Annotated in this window: 17 protein-coding genes and 1 tRNA gene; 13 read left to right on the top strand and 5 right to left on the bottom strand. The window is 64.5% G+C overall.

Annotated elements, in window-relative coordinates; translation table 11 throughout:
• Window positions 1–104 precede the first annotated feature (104 nt).
• From dnaE to pcaF, 9 genes are all read left to right on the top strand, one after another.
• Entirely contained in the window at window positions 105–3,641 is a 3,537-nt protein-coding gene (gene dnaE / locus MJ602_RS10425) for a DNA polymerase III subunit alpha (RefSeq protein ID WP_243020777.1), read from the top strand.
• Between the two features lie 90 nt (window positions 3,642–3,731).
• Window positions 3,732–4,091 carry an ATP-dependent Clp protease adapter ClpS gene (gene clpS, locus MJ602_RS10420; RefSeq protein WP_197904989.1) on the top strand — a complete coding sequence of 120 codons (360 nt, stop codon included), beginning with the start codon at window positions 3,732–3,734 and terminating at the stop codon, window positions 4,089–4,091.
• 60 nt (window positions 4,092–4,151) lie between these two features.
• A complete protein-coding gene (clpA, locus tag MJ602_RS10415) occupies window positions 4,152–6,506 on the top strand; it encodes an ATP-dependent Clp protease ATP-binding subunit ClpA (protein ID WP_243020776.1) in 2,355 nt (784 codons plus the stop codon).
• Between the two features lie 149 nt (window positions 6,507–6,655).
• Entirely contained in the window at window positions 6,656–7,978 is a 1,323-nt protein-coding gene (gene tolB / locus MJ602_RS10410; RefSeq protein ID WP_243020775.1) for a Tol-Pal system beta propeller repeat protein TolB, read from the top strand.
• A 32-nt stretch (window positions 7,979–8,010) separates the two neighbouring features.
• The gene (gene pal, locus MJ602_RS10405; RefSeq protein ID WP_243020774.1) at window positions 8,011–8,544 is read left to right on the top strand and encodes a peptidoglycan-associated lipoprotein Pal; all 534 of its coding nucleotides are present in this window, start codon (window positions 8,011–8,013) and stop codon (window positions 8,542–8,544) included.
• A gap of 23 nt (window positions 8,545–8,567) precedes the next feature.
• Entirely contained in the window at window positions 8,568–9,329 is a 762-nt protein-coding gene (ybgF, locus tag MJ602_RS10400) for a tol-pal system protein YbgF (protein WP_243020773.1), read from the top strand.
• Window positions 9,330–9,377: 48 nt separating this feature from the next.
• Window positions 9,378–10,142: a tRNA threonylcarbamoyladenosine dehydratase gene (locus MJ602_RS10395; RefSeq protein ID WP_243020837.1), complete on the top strand. Its 765-nt coding sequence runs from the start codon at window positions 9,378–9,380 to the stop codon at window positions 10,140–10,142.
• A gap of 93 nt (window positions 10,143–10,235) precedes the next feature.
• A tRNA-Lys gene (locus tag MJ602_RS10390) sits at window positions 10,236–10,311 on the top strand.
• A 201-nt stretch (window positions 10,312–10,512) separates the two neighbouring features.
• On the top strand, window positions 10,513–11,715 hold the full coding sequence (pcaF, locus tag MJ602_RS10385) for a 3-oxoadipyl-CoA thiolase (protein WP_243020772.1): 1,203 nt from the start codon (window positions 10,513–10,515) through the stop codon (window positions 11,713–11,715).
• A 105-nt stretch (window positions 11,716–11,820) separates the two neighbouring features.
• Here the strand turns inward: pcaF and MJ602_RS10380 are convergent, their stop codons facing one another.
• Window positions 11,821–12,627 carry an alpha/beta fold hydrolase gene (locus tag MJ602_RS10380; protein ID WP_243020771.1) on the bottom strand — a complete coding sequence of 269 codons (807 nt, stop codon included), beginning with the start codon at window positions 12,625–12,627 and terminating at the stop codon, window positions 11,821–11,823.
• Entirely contained in the window at window positions 12,605–13,669 is a 1,065-nt protein-coding gene (locus tag MJ602_RS10375; RefSeq protein WP_243020770.1) for a M14 family zinc carboxypeptidase, read from the bottom strand. Before MJ602_RS10375 ends, MJ602_RS10380 begins: the two co-directional genes overlap by 23 nt.
• 123 nt (window positions 13,670–13,792) lie before the next feature.
• On the opposite strand from MJ602_RS10375, the gene MJ602_RS16745 reads away from it, so the two are divergent.
• The 3 genes from MJ602_RS16745 to MJ602_RS10365 all read left to right on the top strand — a co-directional run bounded on the left by MJ602_RS16745 (window position 13,793) and on the right by MJ602_RS10365 (window position 15,182).
• Window positions 13,793–13,927 (top strand): hypothetical protein, encoded by a 135-nt coding sequence (locus tag MJ602_RS16745; protein ID WP_277950293.1) that lies wholly within the window; start codon window positions 13,793–13,795, stop codon window positions 13,925–13,927.
• Window positions 13,928–14,004: 77 nt separating this feature from the next.
• Entirely contained in the window at window positions 14,005–14,688 is a 684-nt protein-coding gene (locus tag MJ602_RS10370; RefSeq protein ID WP_162016038.1) for a transglutaminase-like domain-containing protein, read from the top strand.
• Window positions 14,685–15,182 carry a PaaI family thioesterase gene (locus MJ602_RS10365; RefSeq protein ID WP_243020769.1) on the top strand — a complete coding sequence of 166 codons (498 nt, stop codon included), beginning with the start codon at window positions 14,685–14,687 and terminating at the stop codon, window positions 15,180–15,182. The genes MJ602_RS10370 and MJ602_RS10365 overlap by 4 nt, the downstream gene beginning before the upstream one ends.
• Window positions 15,183–15,199: 17 nt before the next feature.
• Here MJ602_RS10365 and MJ602_RS10360 read toward each other — a convergent pair whose 3' ends face one another.
• Genes MJ602_RS10360 through MJ602_RS10350 form a run of 3 tightly spaced genes read right to left on the bottom strand, consistent with a single transcriptional unit; the run spans window position 15,200 to window position 19,398 of the window.
• Window positions 15,200–18,748, bottom strand: a complete 3,549-nt coding sequence (locus tag MJ602_RS10360) for a class I SAM-dependent DNA methyltransferase (protein ID WP_243020768.1) — start codon at window positions 18,746–18,748, stop codon at window positions 15,200–15,202.
• 39 nt (window positions 18,749–18,787) lie between these two features.
• The gene (locus MJ602_RS10355) at window positions 18,788–19,177 is read right to left on the bottom strand and encodes a type II toxin-antitoxin system death-on-curing family toxin (protein WP_341474754.1); all 390 of its coding nucleotides are present in this window, start codon (window positions 19,175–19,177) and stop codon (window positions 18,788–18,790) included.
• The gene (locus MJ602_RS10350) at window positions 19,174–19,398 is read right to left on the bottom strand and encodes an AbrB/MazE/SpoVT family DNA-binding domain-containing protein (protein ID WP_243020767.1); all 225 of its coding nucleotides are present in this window, start codon (window positions 19,396–19,398) and stop codon (window positions 19,174–19,176) included. Before MJ602_RS10350 ends, MJ602_RS10355 begins: the two co-directional genes overlap by 4 nt.
• 137 nt (window positions 19,399–19,535) lie before the next feature.
• Between MJ602_RS10350 and MJ602_RS10345 the strand changes: the two genes are divergently transcribed.
• Window positions 19,536–20,183 (top strand): hypothetical protein, encoded by a 648-nt coding sequence (locus tag MJ602_RS10345; protein WP_243020766.1) that lies wholly within the window; start codon window positions 19,536–19,538, stop codon window positions 20,181–20,183.

Below are 20,183 nucleotides of genomic sequence, written 5' to 3'. Positions count from 1 at the left end.
CACCGCAGCATGGCTGGTTCGCAGCCAAAGGATTGTAGCGACGGCCAGCACCCCGCGTGGTGGTGCCGACCGAGGGGCGGGCGAGGGCTTTCTACAATGCAGCCATGTTTGTCCATTTGCGCCTGCACACCGAATTCTCCGTCGTGGACGGAACCAACCGGATCGATGAAGCGGTGGCCAGTGCCGCGGCCGATGGCCAGCCCGCGCTGGCCATTTCCGACCTCAACAACCTTTTTGGCGCCGTCAAGTTCTACAAGGCCGCGCGCGGCAAGGGCGTCAAGCCCATTCTGGGGGCCGAAATCGTGCTGGAAGGCGAGGGCAGTCACCCGCCTGCGCGCTTGGTGTTGCTGGTGCAGGGGAGCCAGGGCTACCTCAATCTTTCCGAATTGCTGGCCCGCGCCTGGACGCGCAATGCCGCCAAGGGCCAGGCCCTGTGCACCTGGGCCTGGTTGGAGGAACTCTCGCCCGGCCTGATTGCCCTTTCGGGCGCCCAGGCCGGGCCGGTGGGGCAGGCACTGATGCGGGGTGACGAGGCGGGAGCTGCCGATCTGGCGCTGCGGCTGGCGGGCGTGTTTCCGCACCGCTTTTACCTGGAGATTCAGCGCGCTGGCAGACCCGAGGACGAAACCCATGTGGCGGCAGCCGTGCCCCTGGCGGCACGCTTGAACCTGCCGGTGGTCGCCACCCACCCGGTGCAGTTTGCGACCGAGGAGGATTTTGAGGCGCATGAGGCGCGTGTCTGCATCGCCGAGGGCGAAATCCTGGCGAACCCGCGCCGGGTGCGGCGTTTTACGCGTGAGCAGTATTTCAAGAGCAGTGCGCAAATGCAGGCCTTGTTTGCCGATATTCCCTCGGCACTCGCCAACACGGTGGAAATTGCCAAGCGCTGCAATCTCACGCTGGTGCTGGGCAAGCCGCAGTTGCCCAATTTTCCCATTCCGGGGGGCATGACGATCGAGGAATTCTTCCGAAAGGTCTCGCACGACGGACTGGAAGAACGACTGCAGCACCTGTATCCCGATGTCGCCGAGCGCGACCGCCAACGCCCGCGCTATGTGGAGCGGCTGGAGTTTGAGCTGGGCACCATCCTCAAGATGGGCTTCCCCGGCTACTTCCTCATCGTGGGTGACTTCATCCAGTGGGCCAAGAACAACGGCTGCCCCGTGGGGCCGGGGCGGGGTTCGGGAGCGGGCTCGCTGGTGGCGTATGCGCTCAAGATCACCGACCTCGATCCCTTGCAGTACAACCTGCTGTTCGAGCGCTTTCTGAATCCCGAGCGGGTTTCCATGCCCGACTTCGACATCGACTTTTGCCAGGCCAACCGCGACCGGGTGATCGATTACGTGAAGGAAAAATACGGCAAGGATGCCGTGAGCCAGATCGCCACCTTCGGCACCATGGCAGCCAAGGCCGCCATCCGCGACGTGGGCCGGGTGATGGACCTGAGCTACACGTTTTGTGATGGCATCTCCAAGCTGGTGCCCGCAAAACCCGGTCAGACCTACACCCTGGCCTATCCGCCCGAGACCAAGAAGGAAGGTGACAAGAACAACTACGCGCTGGAACTGGAGCCCCTGTTGTACGAGCGCGTGCGCAAGGAAGAGGACGTGCGCACCGTCATCGAGATGGCGCAAAAGCTCGAAGGCATGACGCGCAACATCGGCATGCACGCGGGCGGCGTGCTGATTGCGCCGGGCAAGCTGACCGACTTTTGCCCGCTGTACCAGCAGCCGGGCAGCGAGTCGGCCGTCAGCCAGTACGACAAGGATGACGTGGAGGCGATCGGCCTGGTCAAGTTCGACTTTCTGGGCCTGGCCACGCTCACCATCCTGGAGATCGCCAAGGAATTCATCGTGCGCCGGCACAAGGGCCAGGAGCACTTTGCCTTCGAGAACATTCCACTGGACGACGGCCCAACCTACAGGCTTTTCTCCGAGGGCAAGACCGAAGCCGTGTTCCAGTTTGAAAGCCGGGGCATGCAGGGCATGCTCAAGGAAGCGCGCCCCAGTCGGCTGGAAGACCTGATTGCGCTGAACGCCCTGTACCGCCCCGGTCCCATGGACCTGATTCCCAGCTTTGTGGCGCGCAAGCATGGCAAGGAAGTGGTGGAGTACCCCCACCCGCTGGTGGAACCCGTGCTGGCCGAGACCTACGGCATCATGGTCTATCAGGAGCAGGTGATGCAGACCGCCCAGGTGCTGGGCGGTTACAGCCTGGGCGGCGCCGACATGCTGCGCCGTGCCATGGGCAAGAAAAAGGCCGAGGAGATGGCCGAGCACCGGGCCATCTTCCGCAAGGGTGCCGCAGAAAAAGGCATCAGCCAGGAGAAGGCCGACGAGGTGTTCGACCTGATGGAGAAGTTCGCGGGCTACGGCTTCAACAAGTCGCACGCCGCCGCGTACTCGCTGCTGGCCTACCACACCGGCTGGCTCAAGGTGCACTACACGGCCGAGTTCTTCTGCGCCAACATGACCGTGGAAATGGACGACACCGACAAGCTCAAGGTGTTGTACGAAGATGCCACCAAGCATTTCGGCATGCAGTTCGAGCCACCGGACATCAACCGGGGCAACTATCGCTTTGAGCCGGTGAGCGACACGGTGATTCGCTATGGTCTGGGCGCCGTCAAGGGCACGGGGCAGCAGGCCATCGAGGCGATCGTCGCTGCACGCGAAGGGCAGGGCGAGGGTCCCAGGGGCAGTGTCCGTGGCCCCTTCACCAGCCTGTTCGATTTCTGCGTGCGCGTGGACCGGGGCCGCATCAACAAGCGCACGGTCGATGCGTTGATCAAGGCGGGTGCGTTTGACGGCTTGCACCGCAACCGCGCAGCGCTATCCGCGTCCATCGACCGCGCATTTGACTACGCAGCAGCCCAGCATTCCAACGCCAACCAGGGCGGGCTGTTCGACATGATGGGCGATGATGCCCAGGGCTCCAGCACGCAGGAACCAGAGCTTGCCGAAGTGCCGCCCTGGGGTGTGCGCGAGCAGCTCATGCAGGAAAAAACCGCGCTGGGCTTTTACCTGTCGGGCCATCTGTTCGATGAAGCGGCGCGGGAGTTGGCCAGCTTTGTGCGCATGCGGATTGCGGACCTGGTGGACACCCGTGAACCGCAAACCGTGGCGGGCATTGTGAGCGACTTTCGCGTGGTCAATGGCCAGCGGGGGCGCCAGGGCATATTTGTGCTGGAGGACGGTGCCTCGCGCGTCGAGGCTTCAGCCAGCGATGCTGTCGTGCAGGCGCACCGCGACCTGCTCAAGGACGATGAGCTGGTCATCGTGACCGGGCGCTTGCAGCCGGGACGCAATGGCTTTGAGGCCCGTTTCATCGTCCAGCAGGTGCACGACCTGGCCGGGGGGCGCTGCCGCTTTGGCAAATACCTGCGCGTGGCTGTGGGGCATCCGCCGCCTGACGTGGCGCGGTTGCTGCGCGAACATCCGCCGCGCAAGGAATCCACCGAGCACGGCGAGCTGCAGCATGGGCTGCGTGTGCGCCTGGGCGTGCGGTGCACGCAGGACGGCGACAGCGCCTGCGCCGAGCTGCAATTGGGCGAGGCCTTCCGCACCTACCCCACCGACGCTGCATTGGCTTCCTGGCGCGCCCAGGCGTGTGGTGGTGACGTCACCGTGGTCTATGAATGACCGAACGGTGACCCGAGACCTTGAAATAGACCTGAATGGTCAAATTTCTTGACCCTGCAACTGTATTTTCTGCTCGCTAGAATGAAATCCATGGCTACCAAACCACCATCTCCCCCTCCCGGGCCGGTCGTCAAGCCGCCCGTGCCGGACGACGGCGGTTCGGTGGTGCTCGAACGGGTGCCGCAAAAGGTCAAACCCCCGCAGATGTACCAGGTGCTGATGCTCAACGACGACTACACCCCCATGGAGTTTGTCGTGGTGGTACTGCAGGAGTTTTTCCACAAAGACCGCGAAACCGCCACGCAGATCATGCTCAAGATCCACCTGGACGGCCGGGGTGTCTGCGGGGTGTACCCGCACGACATTGCGCTGACCAAGGTGCATCTGGTGCTGGATGCCGCCCACCAGGCGGGCCACCCCCTGCAATGCGTGTGCGAGCCGGTTGAATAAAGGCCTCCCCGCCCCGAACTACCCCCCCTATCCCTGACCTGCAAGCACAAAGGAGTTCACATGATTGCCCAGGAACTGGAAGTCAGCTTGCACATGGCCTTCGTCGAGGCCCGCCAGCAGCGCCACGAGTTCATCACCGTGGAGCATCTGTTGCTTGCACTGCTCGATAACCCCAGCGCTGCCGAGGTGCTTCGCGCCTGCGCGGCCAACATTGAGGATTTGCGCACCTCGCTGTCCAACTTCATCAAGGACAACACCCCCCAGGTGTCTGGTACCGATGAGGTGGATACGCAGCCCACGCTGGGTTTCCAGCGCGTGATCCAGCGCGCCATCATGCACGTGCAGTCCACGGGCAATGGCAAGAAGGAAGTTACCGGCGCCAACGTGTTGGTGGCCATCTTTGGTGAAAAGGACTCCCATGCCGTGTACTACCTGCACCAGCAGGGCGTGACGCGGCTGGACGTGGTCAACTTCATCGCCCATGGCATCAAGAAGGGCGAGCCGCCCGAGCCCGCCAAGGGCGCAGAAGGCCCGGCTGAAAGCGAGGAGTCTGGCGGTGGCGAGCGCAGCGAGAAAGCCTCGCCCCTGGAGCAGTTCACGCAGAACCTCAACCAGCTGGCCAAGGATGGAAAAATTGATCCGCTGATCGGCCGCCACTATGAGGTGGAGCGTACGATCCAGATCCTCTGCCGCCGTCGCAAGAACAACCCGTTGCTCGTGGGCGAGGCCGGCGTGGGCAAGACGGCCATCGCCGAGGGCCTGGCCTGGCGCATCACCCAGGGCGACGTGCCCGAGATCCTGGCCGAGGCCACCGTGTACTCGCTCGACATGGGCGCGCTGTTGGCGGGCACCAAGTACCGGGGCGATTTCGAGCAGCGCCTCAAGGGCGTGCTCAAAAGCCTGAAGGACAAGCCGCACGCCATCCTGTTCATCGACGAGATCCACACGCTCATCGGCGCGGGTGCGGCCTCGGGTGGCACGCTGGACGCCTCCAACCTGCTCAAGCCCGCGCTCAGCTCGGGCGCGCTCAAGTGCATCGGCGCCACCACGTTCACCGAGTACCGTGGCATCTTCGAGAAGGATGCGGCCCTGTCGCGGCGCTTCCAGAAGGTGGACGTGGTCGAGCCTACCGTGGCGGAAACGGTGGACATCCTCAAGGGCCTCAAGAGCCGCTTCGAGGAGCACCACAGCGTGAAGTACGCCGCTGCCGCCCTGCAGGCTGCGGCGGAACTCAGCGCCAAGTACATCAACGACCGGCACCTTCCCGACAAGGCCATCGACGTGATCGACGAGGCCGGCGCCGCGCAGCGCATCCTGGTGGCGAGCAAGCGCAAGAAGACCATCGGCAAGGCCGAGATCGAGGAAATCGTTGCCAAGATTGCCCGCATCCCGCCCGCAAATGTCAGTAACGACGACCGCGGCAAGCTGCAGACGCTGGAGCGTGACCTCAAGAGCGTGGTGTTCGGCCAGGACAAGGCGCTGGAGGTGCTGGCGTCCAGCGTCAAGATGGCGCGCTCGGGCCTGGGCAAGGGCGACAAGCCCATCGGCTCCTTCCTGTTCAGCGGCCCCACGGGCGTGGGCAAGACCGAGGCCGCCAAGCAGTTGGCCTACATCCTGGGCATCGAGCTGATCCGCTTCGACATGTCGGAGTACATGGAGCGCCATGCCGTGAGCCGCCTGATTGGCGCTCCGCCCGGCTATGTGGGCTTCGACCAGGGCGGCCTGCTGACCGAGGCCATCACCAAGAAGCCGCACGCCGTGCTGCTGCTCGACGAAATCGAGAAGGCGCACCCGGACATCTTCAACGTGCTGTTGCAGGTGATGGACCACGGCACCCTGACCGACAACAACGGACGCAAGGCCGATTTCCGCAACGTCATCATCATCATGACGACGAACGCGGGCGCCGAGACCATGAACAAGGCCACCATTGGCTTTACCAACCCGCGCCAGGCAGGCGACGAAATGGGCGACATCAAGCGCCTGTTCACGCCCGAATTCCGCAACCGGCTGGATGCCATCGTGAGCTTCAAGCCGCTGGACGAACAGATCATCCTGCGCGTGGTGGACAAGTTCCTGCTGCAACTCGAAACGCAGCTCGCCGAAAAGAAGGTGGAAGTCACCTTCACCGACGCGCTGCGCAAGCACCTTGCCAAGAAGGGCTTCGACCCCCTGATGGGCGCACGTCCGATGCAGCGCCTGATTCAGGACACCATCCGCCGGGCGCTGGCCGACGAACTGCTGTTCGGTCGTCTGCAGGACGGTGGACGCCTGACGGTGGACATCACCCACCAAACAGACGACAAGGGAGCCGAAACCTCCGAGGTGCTCCTGGACATCCAGCCCCTGCCCAAGAAAGAGCGCGGCGCCACCAAGTCGGAACCAGCGGAGCCGGAGGAAGCCACGGCCGACTGAGGCATTCACGCACCGCGTGATGGGGCCCAGGGCAAGGGAGATTTCCCTCTGTCCTTGGCCCCATCAACAGTTTGTGACATGGGGGTATGTCCGGGGTGTGTACCATTCCGCCTGATTTGTGGCGTTTGCACGATTGCCAAGTACTGAGAATGACCCTACACCATCGCTCCCCTGATCGTTCTGGTTCCGCTCCCACCTTTCTTCCCACACGTCGCCACCTTGTGGCGGGCTTGAGCGCTCTGGCTACGGTGCCAGCGTGGGCGCAGTTCCGTGTGGAAGTCACGGGTGTAGGAATGACGCAGTTGCCCATTGCGATTGCCGCCTTCCGGGACGAAACCCAGTCTCCCCAAAAAATCTCTGCCATCGTGCAGGCGGATCTGGAGCGCAGTGGCCAGTTTCGTGGCATCGACACTGGCGGTGTTCGCCTGGATGAAGCCGCACGCCCCGACGTGGCTCTGTGGCGCCAGAAGGGTGCGGACTCGCTGGTGTCTGGCAGTGTGGTGCGCCTGGCCGATGGCCGCTACGACGTGCGTTTCCGGCTGTGGGACGTAGTGCGTGGCCAGGACCTGGGCGGACAGAGCTATGTCGTGGTGCAGGCCGATCTGCGGTTGGTGGCACACCGCATCGCGGACTATGTGTATGAAAAGCTCACAGGCGAGCGTGGTGTGTTTTCCACCCGCATTGCCTATGTCACCAAGGCTGGCAACCGCTTCAGCCTGTGGGTCGCCGATTCCGATGGTGAGAATGCCCAGGCAGCTCTCTCCAGCCCCGAGTCCATCATCTCGCCTGCCTGGTCGCCTTCGGGTGGCCAACTGGCCTATGTGTCCTTTGAGTCGCGCAAGCCCGTGGTGTATGTGCACGACGTGGCCACCGGGCGCCGCCGCCTCGTGGCCAATTTCAAGGGTTCCAACAGTGCGCCTGCCTGGTCGCCCGATGGCCGCACGCTGGCCATCACACTGAGTCGCGATGGCAACTCGCAGCTCTACACCATGGACGCCAACGGCGGTGAACCGCGTCGTCTGACGCAAAGCAGTGGCATCGACACCGAGCCTGCCTTCTCGCCCGATGGCAAACATGTGTACTTCGTCAGCGACCGTGGTGGAGCGCCCCAGATCTACAAGGTGTCCAGTAGCGGGGGCAGTGCTGAACGCGTGACCTTCAATGGCAGCTACAACATCTCGCCCGCCATCAGCCCCGATGGCCGTTGGCTGGCCTATATCTCGCGTGCCGGTGGTGCCTTCAAGCTGCAAGTGATGGAGTTGGCCACTGGCAATGTCACCGCCATCACCGACTCCTCAGCGGACGAGCGCCCCAGTTTTGCACCCAACAGCCGACTCATTGTCTATGCGACCCAGCAGCAGGGCCGTGAAGCGCTGATGACCACCACCCTGGATGGAAAAATCAAGGCCCGTTTGGCGGGGCAGGGTGGCGACATTCGCGAGCCGGACTGGGGTCCCTACCAGTTCCAGTGAATCCTTTTCTTTTTTGCTTTCAGGAGTTTTTCATGTTCAAGCGTATTCCCTTTGCCCTGGCTGTCCTCGCTCTTGTTGCCGGTTGCAGTTCCGGTGTCGATCTCGACAAGGTCCCCGTCGAAGACAAGAACGGTGCCCCGCTGTCCACGGGTGGTGCCAATGCGGGCAATGCCGGCCAGAGTGGTGTGCAGGGCGTGGACCTGTCCCAGTCGGCCATCGACAAGGCTGGCCCCCAAGGCGTGGGCCGCGTGGTGTATTTCGACTACGACAGCTATGTGATCAAGCCCGAAGCACAATCGCTGATCGAAGCCCATGCGCGCTTCATCAAGGCAGGGGCTGCACGCAAGGCCGTGATTGAAGGCCACACTGACGAGCGCGGTGGCCGCGAGTACAACCTTGCACTGGGGCAGCGCCGCGCAGAAGCCGTGCGCCGCGCCCTGGGCCTGCTGGGCGTGTCCGACAACCAGATCGAAGCAGTGAGCTTTGGTGAAGAGAAGCCTGCCGTGCAAGGCTATGGCGAAGACGCCTATTCCAAGAACCGCCGCGCTGAAATCTCTTACCGTTGATTCACTGGCCCATGCGTGCTGCCATGACATCCCTGCGCCTGGCCCCTTCGCTGCTGGCAGCGCTGTTGGCCTGTGCCTATCTGCCCCAGGGCCATGCGGCCCTGTTTGAAGATGACGAAGCGCGCCGCGCCATCCTGGAACTGCGCCAGCGCGTCGATGTGCTGAACCAATCCAGCCAGCGCTCTGCCGAAGACAGCGCACAACTGCGCCGTGCCCTGATCGACCTGCAATCGCAAATCGAAGGCCTGCGCGCCGAGGTGGCCACGTTGCGTGGGCAGAACGAGCAGCTGGTGCGCGAGGCAGCCGAACTGCAGCGCCGTCACAAGGACATGGCGCAAGGTGTGGACGAGCGCCTGCGCCAGTTCGAGCCTGTCAAGGTCGCAGTCGATGGACAGGAGTTCCAGGCCGACCCTGCAGAAAAGCGTGATTTCGAGGCAGCCCTGGCACGTTTCCGTGAAGGCAAGTTTGCCGAGGCGCAGACGCTGTTCGCCAGCTTCCTCAAGCAGTACGCGGGCAGCGGCTACCAGCACTCGGTGCGCTTCTGGCTGGGCAACGCCCAGTACGCTACGCGCGACTACAAGGAAGCCATCCAGAACTTCCGCGCCCTGTTGGCTGCTGCGCCCCAGCATGCCCGCGCGCCCGAGGCGGCCCTGTCCATCGCCAATTGCCAGATCGAGCTCAAGGAAACGCGCGGCGCCCGCAAGACGTTGGAAGACCTTGTACGCACGTATCCGCAGTCCGAAGCCGCTGTGGCGGCCAAGGAGCGCCTCTCCCGTCTCAAATAAGGGCATCGCTCCTTGGACTCCACAGAGGCATCGCCTTTGCACGACGCAATGCCCGACATGGCGCTGGAACGGCGTTTTGGCGGGCTTGATCGGCTGTATGGCAAACCTGGTGCGGCCCGCATCCGTGCAGCGCATGTGGCAGTCGTCGGGGTGGGTGGTGTGGGCTCATGGGCGGCGGAGGCACTCGCGCGCAGTGGCGTGGGGAAGCTCACTCTTATCGATCTGGACCATGTGGCCGAATCCAATATCAACCGCCAGATCCATGCGCTGGACGATACGGTGGGGCAAGCCAAGGTGCAGGCGATGCGCGATCGCATCGAACGCATTCACCCCGGTTGCCAGGTGCATTGCATTGAAGAATTTGTCGAGCCCGGCAACTGGCCAGGAATATTGCCGCAAGGCGTGAACGCGGTGATCGATGCCTGCGACCAAGTGCCCGCAAAGACGGCCATGGCCGTCTGGGCACGTGCCAGTCAGGCCATGTTCATCACCGTGGGTGCGGCGGGTGGCAAGCGCTTGGCGCACAAGGTGGATGTGGACGACCTGTCGCTGGTCACCCACGATCCCCTTCTGGCCCAGTTGCGCTACCGCTTGCGCAAGCACCATGGCGCGCCGCGGGACGGAAAGAAGATGCGCGTGCCCTGCGTCTTCAGCCGCGAGGCAGTGGCGCCGCCCGATGCATCTTGTGCTGTACAGGGTGACGGTAGCCTCAATTGCCATGGGTACGGCTCCGTGGTGGCCGTTACCGCCACCTTCGGCCAATGTGCCGCAGGGTGGGTGCTGGACGCCCTGGCGTCACGGGCTGACAAGTAGCTTTTGAACCACCAGGTTTCGGCGCAAGCAGCAATTTTCATACTATAATGCAAGGCTTTACAGCTTGGCTTCAGCGCGAGTTTGGGCTGTAGTGGGTCGTTAGCTCAGTCGGTAGAGCAGCGGACTTTTAATCCGTTGGTCGCGTGTTCGAGTCACGCACGACCCACCAAACGGCATAAAGAAACCCCGCTATCAAATCGGTAGCGGGGTTTTTTATTTTTTGTTGCTTGTATGCAAGCTGCAGGCACTGTGCCCAAATACAGCGCCAGCAGGAGAAAATCCGTCAAGGCGGGGGGCTGTTGGGCTAATGGATGTCACTGTCTTGCTCCACCAAGGCAAACCGCCCAACACCATCCAAACAGAAGCTGCCATGACCCACGCCTTCATCTGCGACGCCATCCGCACCCCCATCGGCCGTTACGGCGGCGCGCTCAGCAGCGTGCGCACCGACGACCTGGCCGCCATCCCCCTGCGCGCCCTCATGGCGCGCAACCCCCATGTGGATTGGGAGGGCATCACCGACGTGCTCTACGGCTGCGCCAACCAGGCCGGCGAAGACAACCGCAACGTCGCCCACATGGCCAGCCTGCTCGCGGGCCTGCCCCTGGAAGTGCCCGGCGCCACCATCAACCGCCTGTGCGGCTCCGGCCTGGACGCCGTGGGCACGGCCGCGCGCGCCATCAAGGCCGGCGAGGCCGGGTTGATGATCGCCGGTGGCGTGGAGAGCATGAGCCGCGCCCCCTTCGTCATGCCAAAGGCGGAAAGCGCCTTCTCGCGCAGCAACGCCGTCTATGACACAACCATAGGCTGGCGCTTCATCAACAAGCTGATGAAGGAAAAATACGGCGTGGACTCCATGCCCGAGACCGCCGAGAACGTCTCCCAGGAGTTCGAGATCGAACGCGAAGCCCAGGACCGCATGGCCCTGGCCAGCCAGCTCAAGGCCGTCGCCGCCCAGAAGGCCGGCCACCTGGCCCGTGAAATCACCCCCGTCACCATCCCCCAGAAGAAAGGGGACGCCATCGTCGTGAGCCAGGACGAACACCCGCGCGAGACCAGCCTCGAAGCGCTGGCCAAGCTCAAGGGCGTCGTGCGCCCGGACGGCAGCGTCACCGCCGGCAACGCCTCGGGCGTGAACGACGGCGCCTGCGCTCTGCTGCTGGCCAATGAGGCCAGCGCCGCCAAGAACGGTCTCACCCCGAAGGCCCGCATCGTCGGCATGGCCACGGCCGGCGTGGCCCCGCGCATCATGGGCATCGGCCCGGCACCGGCCACGCAGAAAGTGCTGGCGCAGACCGGCCTGAGCCTGGAGCAGATCGACGTCATCGAACTCAACGAAGCCTTCGCCGCGCAAGGCCTGGCGGTGCTGCGCCTGCTGGGCCTGCAGGACGACGACGCGCGCGTCAACGCCTGGGGCGGCGCGATTGCGCTGGGCCACCCGCTGGGGGCTTCGGGCGCGCGCCTGGCGACCACGGCGGTGAACCGCCTGCACGCCACGGGCGGGCGCTACGCGCTGTGCACCATGTGCATTGGCGTGGGGCAGGGCATTGCTGTCATCTTGGAGCGGGTCTGAACCAGGCCCACAAGAGCATGTACACAAGGCGATGAGCAGACGCTGTGGCCTTGCTCATGTACCTTCGCCCCGTCTGGACGCACAGTTCCAGCACTGAAGTCAACATCACCCGCCCGTTGCTTCCAGCACCTGTTGCACCACCCATTGCGGATCGTCCAGCGGCAGGTCGTGGCCTGCGTGGGGGTGTTCCACCAGCGCGCAGCGCCAGGCGCGCGCCAGGGCGCGCGAGCATGCGCAGCGCACCAGCCGGTCGTGCGTGCTGGCCAGCAGCAGCGTGGGCACGGGCGGCGGCGTAGGCGGGGCGCGGTAGCGGGCTGCGGCGGCCAGTTGGCGCAGCACATTGGCGGCGCGCACCGGGCGCTGTTGGCGCGCCAGCACCCACTGGGGCAGCACCTCGGCATGGGCGGCGGGGTGGTTGCTGGTCATGCGCAGCACGGTGGTTTCGATCTGCAGCGGCGTGTGCGGCCACAGCAGCAGGCGGGCCAGCGTGGGCCAGTGCTGCGGCTGCATGCGGTGGTGCACCGGGCTGAACGGGCGCATGCTGGTGTTGATGAGCACGCAGCCCGCCACCTCTTCGGGTGCGCTGTGGGCCCATGCCGTGGCCACCATGGCGCCCAGCGACATGGCCAGCAGATGCACCGGCCCGCGCACACCCTGCGCGGCCAGCGCCTGGCGGCAGGCCTGCGCCATGGCGGGCACCGACCAGGGCGATGCCTGCGCGTGCAGGTGGCCGTTGCCGGGCAGGTCCAGTGTCAAGATGCGGTCGTGCGGCAGGGCCTGTGCCAGCAGCGGCACAAAGCGGCCCCAGTGCGTGGCCTCGCGCGTCAGGCCGCGCAGCAGCACCCAGTTGCGGGGGGGGCGGGTGGCCGCAGCTTCCGTCGGGGGGGCTTCAGTACCAGGCGTCCAGGGCATGGCGGTGGTGGTGTTGGCGCGCCTCGCCCAGGGGCAGCCACTGGCTGTGGCTGGCGGCGGCGCGGGTCAGAAAGTCCAGCAGGCCCAGGTGGCGGCGCAGCACACGCTGGTGGCGGTGGGTGATGAGCGGGTTGAAGATGCCGTTGCGCGAGAACAGTTGCTGCGGGTTCTTCTTGATCCACAGCCACGATCCCATCTCCAGCGTCAGCGGCAGAAACACCGTGCCGCTTTGCTGGCAGGCCTGCAGGTACAGGTGGTCCCACAGATCGCCATGCGCCAGGTACTGGGCGCTTTGCGGCTCGATCACGTAGGGGTGCTGGCTGTGTGCCTGCAGAAAAATGTGCTGCAGCGCGTGCACTTCGGCCAGGTGCGCCATGGGTTCGCGCGTGTGGGCGTAGGGAAACCACAGCCGGTCCGTCACGCCAAAGCCCGAATGGCAGTCCAGCGCCAGGCTGAAGGGGCGCCCCAGCAACTCGGTCTGCACCACGCTGCACAGTGCCTGGCTCTCGGCCTCCATGGGGTCGCCCAGGCGGCCCCGGTACCAGGGCAGGCCGCTGCTCAGGCGCTGGCCGCCCACCAAAAAAGGCACCCGGTCCCTGGCGTCCACCGGGGCATTGCGCATCAGGTCGATGCCGCGCGGGTTGGCCCGCGTGGCGGCCCACATGCCGCCGGGGTTGACGATGGGCATGAACACCAGGCGTACCCGTTCCAGCAGGTGCTGCAAGGTGCTGTCCCACGGCAGGCGGTGCAGCACGCTTTGCAGGAAGGCAATCACCACCTGCGCACCAATGCGCTCCAGCCCGTGCACGCCACCAAAAAAGCCTGCCGCCGGGGCGCTGGGGTCGGTGCTGCCCATGCCGATGGCGTACACCGGAAACGCGGGCGCCTGCGGCAGTGCCACGTGGCAGACCTGCTGCACATGCAGGTGCTGCGCGTGCTGGGCCAGCAGGCGTTCCAGGGCGTCGAGTTCCGGCAGGGCGCGGGGCAGCACGGTGGCAGTGGGGCGGGTGGTCAGACGGGTGGCGGTGCAACGGTCCAGCATAGCGCCGCAGCCTGCGCCGACAAGGCCTGTGTTGTGGGCGTGCGCAGGGCTGGGGGTATGTCGCGCTGCTGTCATACAGGCACGCTACGGTGGCGGTTCCCATCGCCCTGATTGGAGAGCACCATGCAAGCCCACCACCGCCGCACCCGTTCGCGTGGCCTTTGGCCCCTGTTGCTTCTGGCCGCCGCGCTGGCAGGCGGTTTGATGGAGTTGCTGGCGCTGCAGCGCTCGCGCCTGTTGCATGGCCGGTTGCGGTGATTCGCACAGTCACCCATGCGACATTCCTTGCGCAACTGCATGTAACACCGTTGCCTGCGGTTTGCTAAGGTGCGGGCATGCCCCACCGCCCCGCACGCCCCCAGCACCTGCAGCCCACCCCCAGCATCGACAGCGACCACCCCGCCGTGCAGGCCTTTGCCTGGCAGCACGCCCAGGGGCAGGACGAGCGCGAACGCGCCGTGGCCCTGTACCTGGCAGTGCGCGACGGCTTTCGGTACGACCCCTACCGCATCGACCTCTCGCCCAGCGGCATGCGCGCCAGCACCGTGCTCGCGCAGGGCCACGGCTGGTGCGTGCCCAAGGCCGTGCTGCTCACCGCCGCCTGCCGCGCGGCGGGCATACCGGCACGGCTGGGCTTTGCCGACGTGCGCAACCACCTGAGCACCGAGCGCATGCGCCAGACCATGCAGACCGACCTGTTCATCTGGCACGGCTACACCGACCTGTGGCTGGGCGGGCGCTGGGTCAAGGCCACACCGGCCTTCAACATCGAGCTGTGCGAGCGCTTTGGCCTGCTGCCGCTGGAGTTTGATGGCCGCACCGACTCCCTCTACCACCCCTACGACCGCGCGGGTCAGCGCCACATGGAATACGTGCACCAGCGCGGCACCTTCGACGACCTGCCGCTGGACGCCATGGTGCAGGACTTTGCCCGCGTCTATGGCCCCGGCCTGAGCGACAGCGCCGCGCTGCAGGGCGCCAGTTTTCAAGACGACGTACAACAGGAGACCGGCGCATGACCGCCCCCACCACGCTCACCGCCGCGCATTCCATGGCCCAGTCTCTCGCGCACCCTGCGGCAGACGTTCCGCCCGGCTTTGTGCCCTTTCCCGCGGGCGGCAACTTCATGCACATCAACGGCCCGCTGTACCTGCTGCACCAGGGGGAGGTGGTCAAATTCGGCATGCGCGTGCAGGAGCGCCACATCAACCCCATGGGCAACCTGCACGGCGGCATGATGGCCAGCTTTTGCGACATGCTTTTACCTTTGTCCGTGCACTACCAGGACGCCGCCCTGGCCGACCGCTTTCTGCCCACCATCAGCCTGCAGATCGACTACCTCGCCCCGTCCCCCCTGGGCTGCTGGCTGGAGGGCACGGCCCAGCTCCTGCGCGCCACACGCTCCATGGTCTTTGCGCAAGGCCTGGTCACCGCCGACGGCGTGCCCTGCGCCCGCGCCAGCGGCGTGTTCAAGCTGGGGCCGCAGCGCCCGCAGGAAAGTACCGGGCCCTGAAGCGGTGCTGGCTGCGCTCAGCGCCAGGCCGTACCCTGGGGCGTAAGTACGTGCTGCGCGCGGCCCAGGGCTTCCAGGGTTTGCAGCAGCGTGGGCAGGCCTTTCTTCCAGGGGCCCCGGCCCTTGAAGCGCGCCTCGATGGCGGGCAGGGTCAGCGGCGCGGCGCTGGCGGCCAGCACAGCGGCCACGGCGCGCACCTGTTCGGGCAAGGTGGCGGGCCAGGGGAGTTGCTGGGGTTTGGTTTGCTCTGGTTTTGATAGTGGTTTTTCACCATCCAAATCGGCATCCAGCGCTTGATCCTCCTGCGGTAGCAGCTCCTGTTTTTGCACCGAATTTTGCGGATTTTGAAAGTCGGGCCGCAGCCAGCGCACGCGGCCCTGGGCTTCCTCCTGGGCACGCTGGGTGTTGAGTTGCACCAGGTGGGCCAGGATGTCGTCGGTGCTGGCCTGGGCGCCCAGGCCGTAGGCTTGCAGAACGGCGGCGTCCAACTCGTCGTGCAGTTCGCGCAGTACGCCCACCAGGCCCTGGGCGTGCTGGGTTTTCTCTTTGGTCGTGAGCGCCCGGCCTTCGCGCAGGGCGGTCAGCACGTTGTAGAGGCCGGTGAGGGTGAGGCCGGTGTTGCCGGATTCGGGGGCGAGCACGCGCTTGCGGTGGGCGTCGATCTGCTCGGCCAGCTGGGCGATGCGCTCGCGGAGCTGCGGGGTCAGGCCGGTGTCTTCGTCGGGGAAGGGGAAGTTCTCAAAGCAAACGGTTTTGATGTAGCGAGGATCATTACCAACGCCGAGGCGATTATTGGATGCCAATGACCATTCCACGTGAACTTTGCTGCTGAGAATTCCAAGATGGAAGGCGCTTGGCAAAGCAAACATGACCGTAGTGCTATCGCAGACGGCATTGGCGGGGACAAAAACAAAAGTCCGATGTTTTGCGGTGAGTGATGTCGCGATGGCTTTGTTGCACCCATTCAAGGCCAGTCGAAATTCATCTCGTGTTCGCGCATACAGCCACCAGTTGGCTTTTATCAGCCTGTCGCTATTGGTATCGCGCTCAGGTTTCACCCGATCAAATAGCCATTGGTAGATCGCAGGGTAGCGCGTACGCAGATCATCCGAACTGAGCCCGAAACTGTCGATTGCGAAGAGGCCACGATTCTCCTGAGTGATGTCTCGCCCAGTTAGCAGGGGGGTGATTCGAGCATTTGCATTTCCAAATTGCGGATCCAGCGCGTGAGCCTGCCCAGCATCAACAACAAACCCTTTTCCTGTGAGTTGATATCCGACACAACTCATGCCCCTATTTGCTACCAATGGCGGGGCCGCAGCTACATCTATACCAATCGTCAACCCTGGCGTTATGTGTCCGAGTGACTCCTGGACTTCAATAGCAAATTCACCTTCAGCAAGTGCTTCCTCAGCAGTGACCAAACCTAGCGTTCCATCATGCTTACCTGATCGTCCAACACTGAGTGCAACCCTGACAGCTGCGCCGTTGGAGCTATCCACCCACGGGTGGTCGGGGATGGCAAAGGTAAGGCTCAGTCCTTTGTCGAGGAATTTCTCAAGAACCACACGGTTAAACGATTGGCGAAGACTGTTTGTGGTGATCAGTCCAAACTGCCGACACTGCTGTGATGCGACCAAGGCGGCTGCCTTGTTCCACCAATACATTACGAAATCAGCGTTTTCGGGCACGTCTGAGTGCGCTTTGCGCAGAGCGTCCAAGTACCCAGCACCAAGCGACTGTCGAATTGTTCGAGCGCCCAAATAAGGCGGGTTCCCCACAATGAAATCCGCCTGCGGCCACTGCGCCTGCCGGGCGCCCACGTAGCGCCACTGCGGCACCTGGGCGGCTTCGTCGGGCACCTGTTCGCCCGTCACGGGGTGGGTTTTGAAGGTGCGGCCGTCCCAGCGGCTGAGCAGGCGGCCCGCGTCGTCATACGCCAGTTCCTGCGCGTCCCAGGCGAGCAAGGCGTCGCGGCATTCGATGTTGCCGTAGTTGTGCACCACGGGCGTGGCCACGCTGGCATGGCCGCGGGTGCGGATGTGCCATTGCAGGTAGCCAATCCAGAGCACCAGCTCGGCCAGGGCGGCGGCGCGTTCGTTCAGTTCGATGCCGCGCAGTTGCTGCAGCGTCACGGTTTCGCCTTCAAAGCCCAGGCGGCCCTGCAGGTGTTCGTGGGTGGTGCCCAGCTCCTGCAGTTGGTTGATGACTTCGCCCTCCAGGCGCTTGAGGTGTTCCAGCGTGACGTACAGGAAGTTGGCGCTGCCGCAGGCGGGGTCCAGCACGCGCACGGTGCACAGGCGGTGGTGAAAGCGCAGCACTTCGGCGCGGGCGGCTTCGAGCTTGGCTTGCTGGGCCTTGCCTTCCAGCTCGGCGGCTTCGCGGGCCAGCACCAGGGCGGCGGCGCGGGCGTATTCCCATTCCTGGCGCAGTGGGGCGATCACGGTGGGTTGCACCAGGCGCTCCACGTAGGCGCGGGGCGTGTAGTGCGCGCCCAGGGCGTGGCGTTCGGTGGGGTCCAGGGCGCGTTCGAGCAGGGTGCCGAAGATGGCGGGTTCCACTTCGCGCCAGTTGGCGCGGGCGGCTTGGATGAGAAGGTCGATTTGCTCTGCGCTGAGCAGCAGGCTGTAGTGCGCGTGCTCTGCGCCCTTGAAGAGTTTGCCGTTGAAGTGCAGCACGTTCTTGGCCAGCGCGGCGCAAAAGCCGCCCCGGTCCATGTCGGCCCACAAAATGCGCAGCATGTGTTGCAGTGCCACGGGGTCGCCCCGGTGGGTTTGCAGCAGGCCCTGGAAGGCGCCTTTGGGCAGCAGTTCCACGTCTTCGGCAAACATGGAGAACAGGCAGCGGGTGAGGTAGGCTGCTACGATTTCAGGAGCTGCTTGCGCTTGTGTACCGGGCGCTGGAGCCATATTTGGCATCAAACCCAGGCTGGCTTCGAGCGATTGCGACAGGCGGGCCAGCAGCGCGGCCACGTCGCGCGTGACCTGGGCGCTGATGCGTGCGGGGTTCAGGCTGTCGGGGTCGCACCAGATGCGGCGCAGGCGCTCGCGCACTTCGGGCCGGGCCAGGTCGGCCAGCAGCAGGCGGTGGCTGCGCGGGTCGGGGTAGGGGGTGTAGGTGGCGCCGCTCTGGCTGAATTCGGCATAGACCTCGATGACGTTGCCCACGTCCACCACCAGCACAAAGGGCGGTCGGCCTTCGGTGGCGGGCAGGGCGCGGGCGTAGCCCTCGGCCTGGCTGCGGGCGCGCAGCAGGCCGTCGTCAAAGCCTTTGGTGTGGGTGGGGGCCTTGAACTTTTTGGCCTCCAGCACAAAGTGGCCGCGCCGGTAGCAGTCAATGCGCCCAGGGCTGGTGCTGCCGTCGCCATGCGCAAAGGTGATGGGCCGCTCGAACATGTAGCTTTGCTCTGGCGTGGGGTGGGGCTTGTCCACACCCAGCAGCTCGCACAGGTCGATCACAAAGCTCTGCGCGCTGGCCAGTTCACTGGCGGTGCTGCCGCTCCAGCGGGCGATGAAGGCATGCGCTGCGGTGGTGGCAGCGTCGGTGTTGGTGGTGCTCTCTCCCATGCGCTGGATGATAGCGGGGCACCACAGGCCGCTGTGCCGTCAGCCGCGCGCTGCGCAGTGCTGGCGCAGCCAGGCGGCAAAGGCTTCTTCGGAAAGCTCGCCTGCGGCGACGTTGAGCATGGTGATCACGCAGTCGGCATCGGTGGCGGTGAGTTCAAAGCCGTTCAGGCTCAAAAATAGCTCGGTGGCCACGAAGCCGGTGCGTTTGTTGCCGTCGATGAATGGATGGTTGCGCGAGATACCCCAGCCGTAGGCGGCGGCCAGTGCGGCAGCGTCGGGGGCTTCATACGCGGCAAGGTTTTGAGGGCGGCCCATGGCGGAGTCGAGCAGGCCGGCATCGCGCACGCCCTCCAGGCCGCCGTGTTCGGCCAGTTGCATTTCATGGATCGCAACGATGACTTCGCGCTGGATCCAGACCCAGGCGCTCACTTGGCCAGCTCGTGCAGCACGGCACGGCGGTTTTTCATGATCTGGCGTGCGGCCTCCATTTGCTGCGCGAACTCGGGGTTGTGCTTGGTCATTCGCAGGCCGTCGGGGGAGTTGGTCACGTAGAGCAGGTCGCCCTTGTCCAGTTGCAACTGGTTGAGCAGTTCGCGCGGAAACACTGCGCCCACAGAATTACCGATCTGTGTAAGTTTGAGGGTGTGCATGGCAACGCTTCAGAATGTTATTACGTTCGTAATACTAACACTCTGCTGCTTTTGATCAAGACACTTGTACCTTTTGCTTTCTGAGCCGGCAGCCCGTTGATAGACTGGATTGCGGCTTGTTTCAGGAAGGGCTTTTCATGCTGCGATCTATGTCTTTGATGGCTTTGGCTCTGTGGGCGGGAGGCGTGTCCGCCGCACCGCGTGTGACCTCGTACAACGCAGAGTGCCATGCCTGCGGTGAGAAGCGGGTGGATATGGGCCGCCACAGCTTCTGCGCACTGTCGTATGTGCACAGCGGGGGCTTCAACAGCTACTGCGCTGTGGGCGGGAATCCAAAATCGTCGTGGTGGCTGCTGGCCAAAGACCCTGATGGTGGCGAAACACAGGCCTGTGGCGCCGTGTGCATGGATCTGGAGGGTTCGGATGGGGGGGGCGATTCGGTGGTGGCGCCACCGTCACCTCCGCCGGTTTCGCGTCCGGCTCCACCGCCCGCGCCCCGCCCAGATCCTGCACCAGGCGGTGTGCCCGACACATTCGGCCCCTACCAGTCAACGTTTGGCACGCTGACCATGCAGCGCAACGGCAACCGCGTGACCGGCACCTATACCCACAAGGGTGGGCGCGTAGAGGGCACGCTGAGCGGCAATACGCTGACGGGGCGCTGGACCCAGACCAATGGCGAGGGTCGCATGGTGTTCCGCTTCAATCCTGATTTTTCCGGCTTTGCCGGTGTGTGGAGCTATGGCGACGCCGTGCCCAACCAAGAGTGGAATGGGCAGCGATGA

Source organism: Simplicispira sedimenti (assembly GCF_022760965.1).
In the GTDB taxonomy this organism is placed as follows: domain Bacteria; phylum Pseudomonadota; class Gammaproteobacteria; order Burkholderiales; family Burkholderiaceae_C; genus Simplicispira; species Simplicispira sedimenti.
The sequence above is the reverse complement of the archived record's forward strand: the minus strand, read 5'-3'. Positions and strand labels throughout refer to the sequence as shown.

Coding starts and splice junctions, on each gene's coding strand:
- dnaE (WP_243020777.1), top strand. CDS start 105: ATGTTTGTCCATTTGCGCCTGCACACCGAATTCTCCGTCGTGGACGGA.
- clpS (WP_197904989.1), top strand. CDS start 3,732: ATGGCTACCAAACCACCATCTCCCCCTCCCGGGCCGGTCGTCAAGCCG.
- clpA (WP_243020776.1), top strand. CDS start 4,152: ATGATTGCCCAGGAACTGGAAGTCAGCTTGCACATGGCCTTCGTCGAG.
- tolB (WP_243020775.1), top strand. CDS start 6,656: ATGACCCTACACCATCGCTCCCCTGATCGTTCTGGTTCCGCTCCCACC.
- pal (WP_243020774.1), top strand. CDS start 8,011: ATGTTCAAGCGTATTCCCTTTGCCCTGGCTGTCCTCGCTCTTGTTGCC.
- ybgF (WP_243020773.1), top strand. CDS start 8,568: ATGACATCCCTGCGCCTGGCCCCTTCGCTGCTGGCAGCGCTGTTGGCC.
- MJ602_RS10395 (WP_243020837.1), top strand. CDS start 9,378: ATGCCCGACATGGCGCTGGAACGGCGTTTTGGCGGGCTTGATCGGCTG.
- pcaF (WP_243020772.1), top strand. CDS start 10,513: ATGACCCACGCCTTCATCTGCGACGCCATCCGCACCCCCATCGGCCGT.
- MJ602_RS10380 (WP_243020771.1), bottom strand. CDS start 12,627: ATGCCCTGGACGCCTGGTACTGAAGCCCCCCCGACGGAAGCTGCGGCC.
- MJ602_RS10375 (WP_243020770.1), bottom strand. CDS start 13,669: ATGCTGGACCGTTGCACCGCCACCCGTCTGACCACCCGCCCCACTGCC.
- MJ602_RS16745 (WP_277950293.1), top strand. CDS start 13,793: ATGCAAGCCCACCACCGCCGCACCCGTTCGCGTGGCCTTTGGCCCCTG.
- MJ602_RS10370 (WP_162016038.1), top strand. CDS start 14,005: ATGCCCCACCGCCCCGCACGCCCCCAGCACCTGCAGCCCACCCCCAGC.
- MJ602_RS10365 (WP_243020769.1), top strand. CDS start 14,685: ATGACCGCCCCCACCACGCTCACCGCCGCGCATTCCATGGCCCAGTCT.
- MJ602_RS10360 (WP_243020768.1), bottom strand. CDS start 18,748: ATGGGAGAGAGCACCACCAACACCGACGCTGCCACCACCGCAGCGCAT.
- MJ602_RS10350 (WP_243020767.1), bottom strand. CDS start 19,398: ATGCACACCCTCAAACTTACACAGATCGGTAATTCTGTGGGCGCAGTG.
- MJ602_RS10345 (WP_243020766.1), top strand. CDS start 19,536: ATGCTGCGATCTATGTCTTTGATGGCTTTGGCTCTGTGGGCGGGAGGC.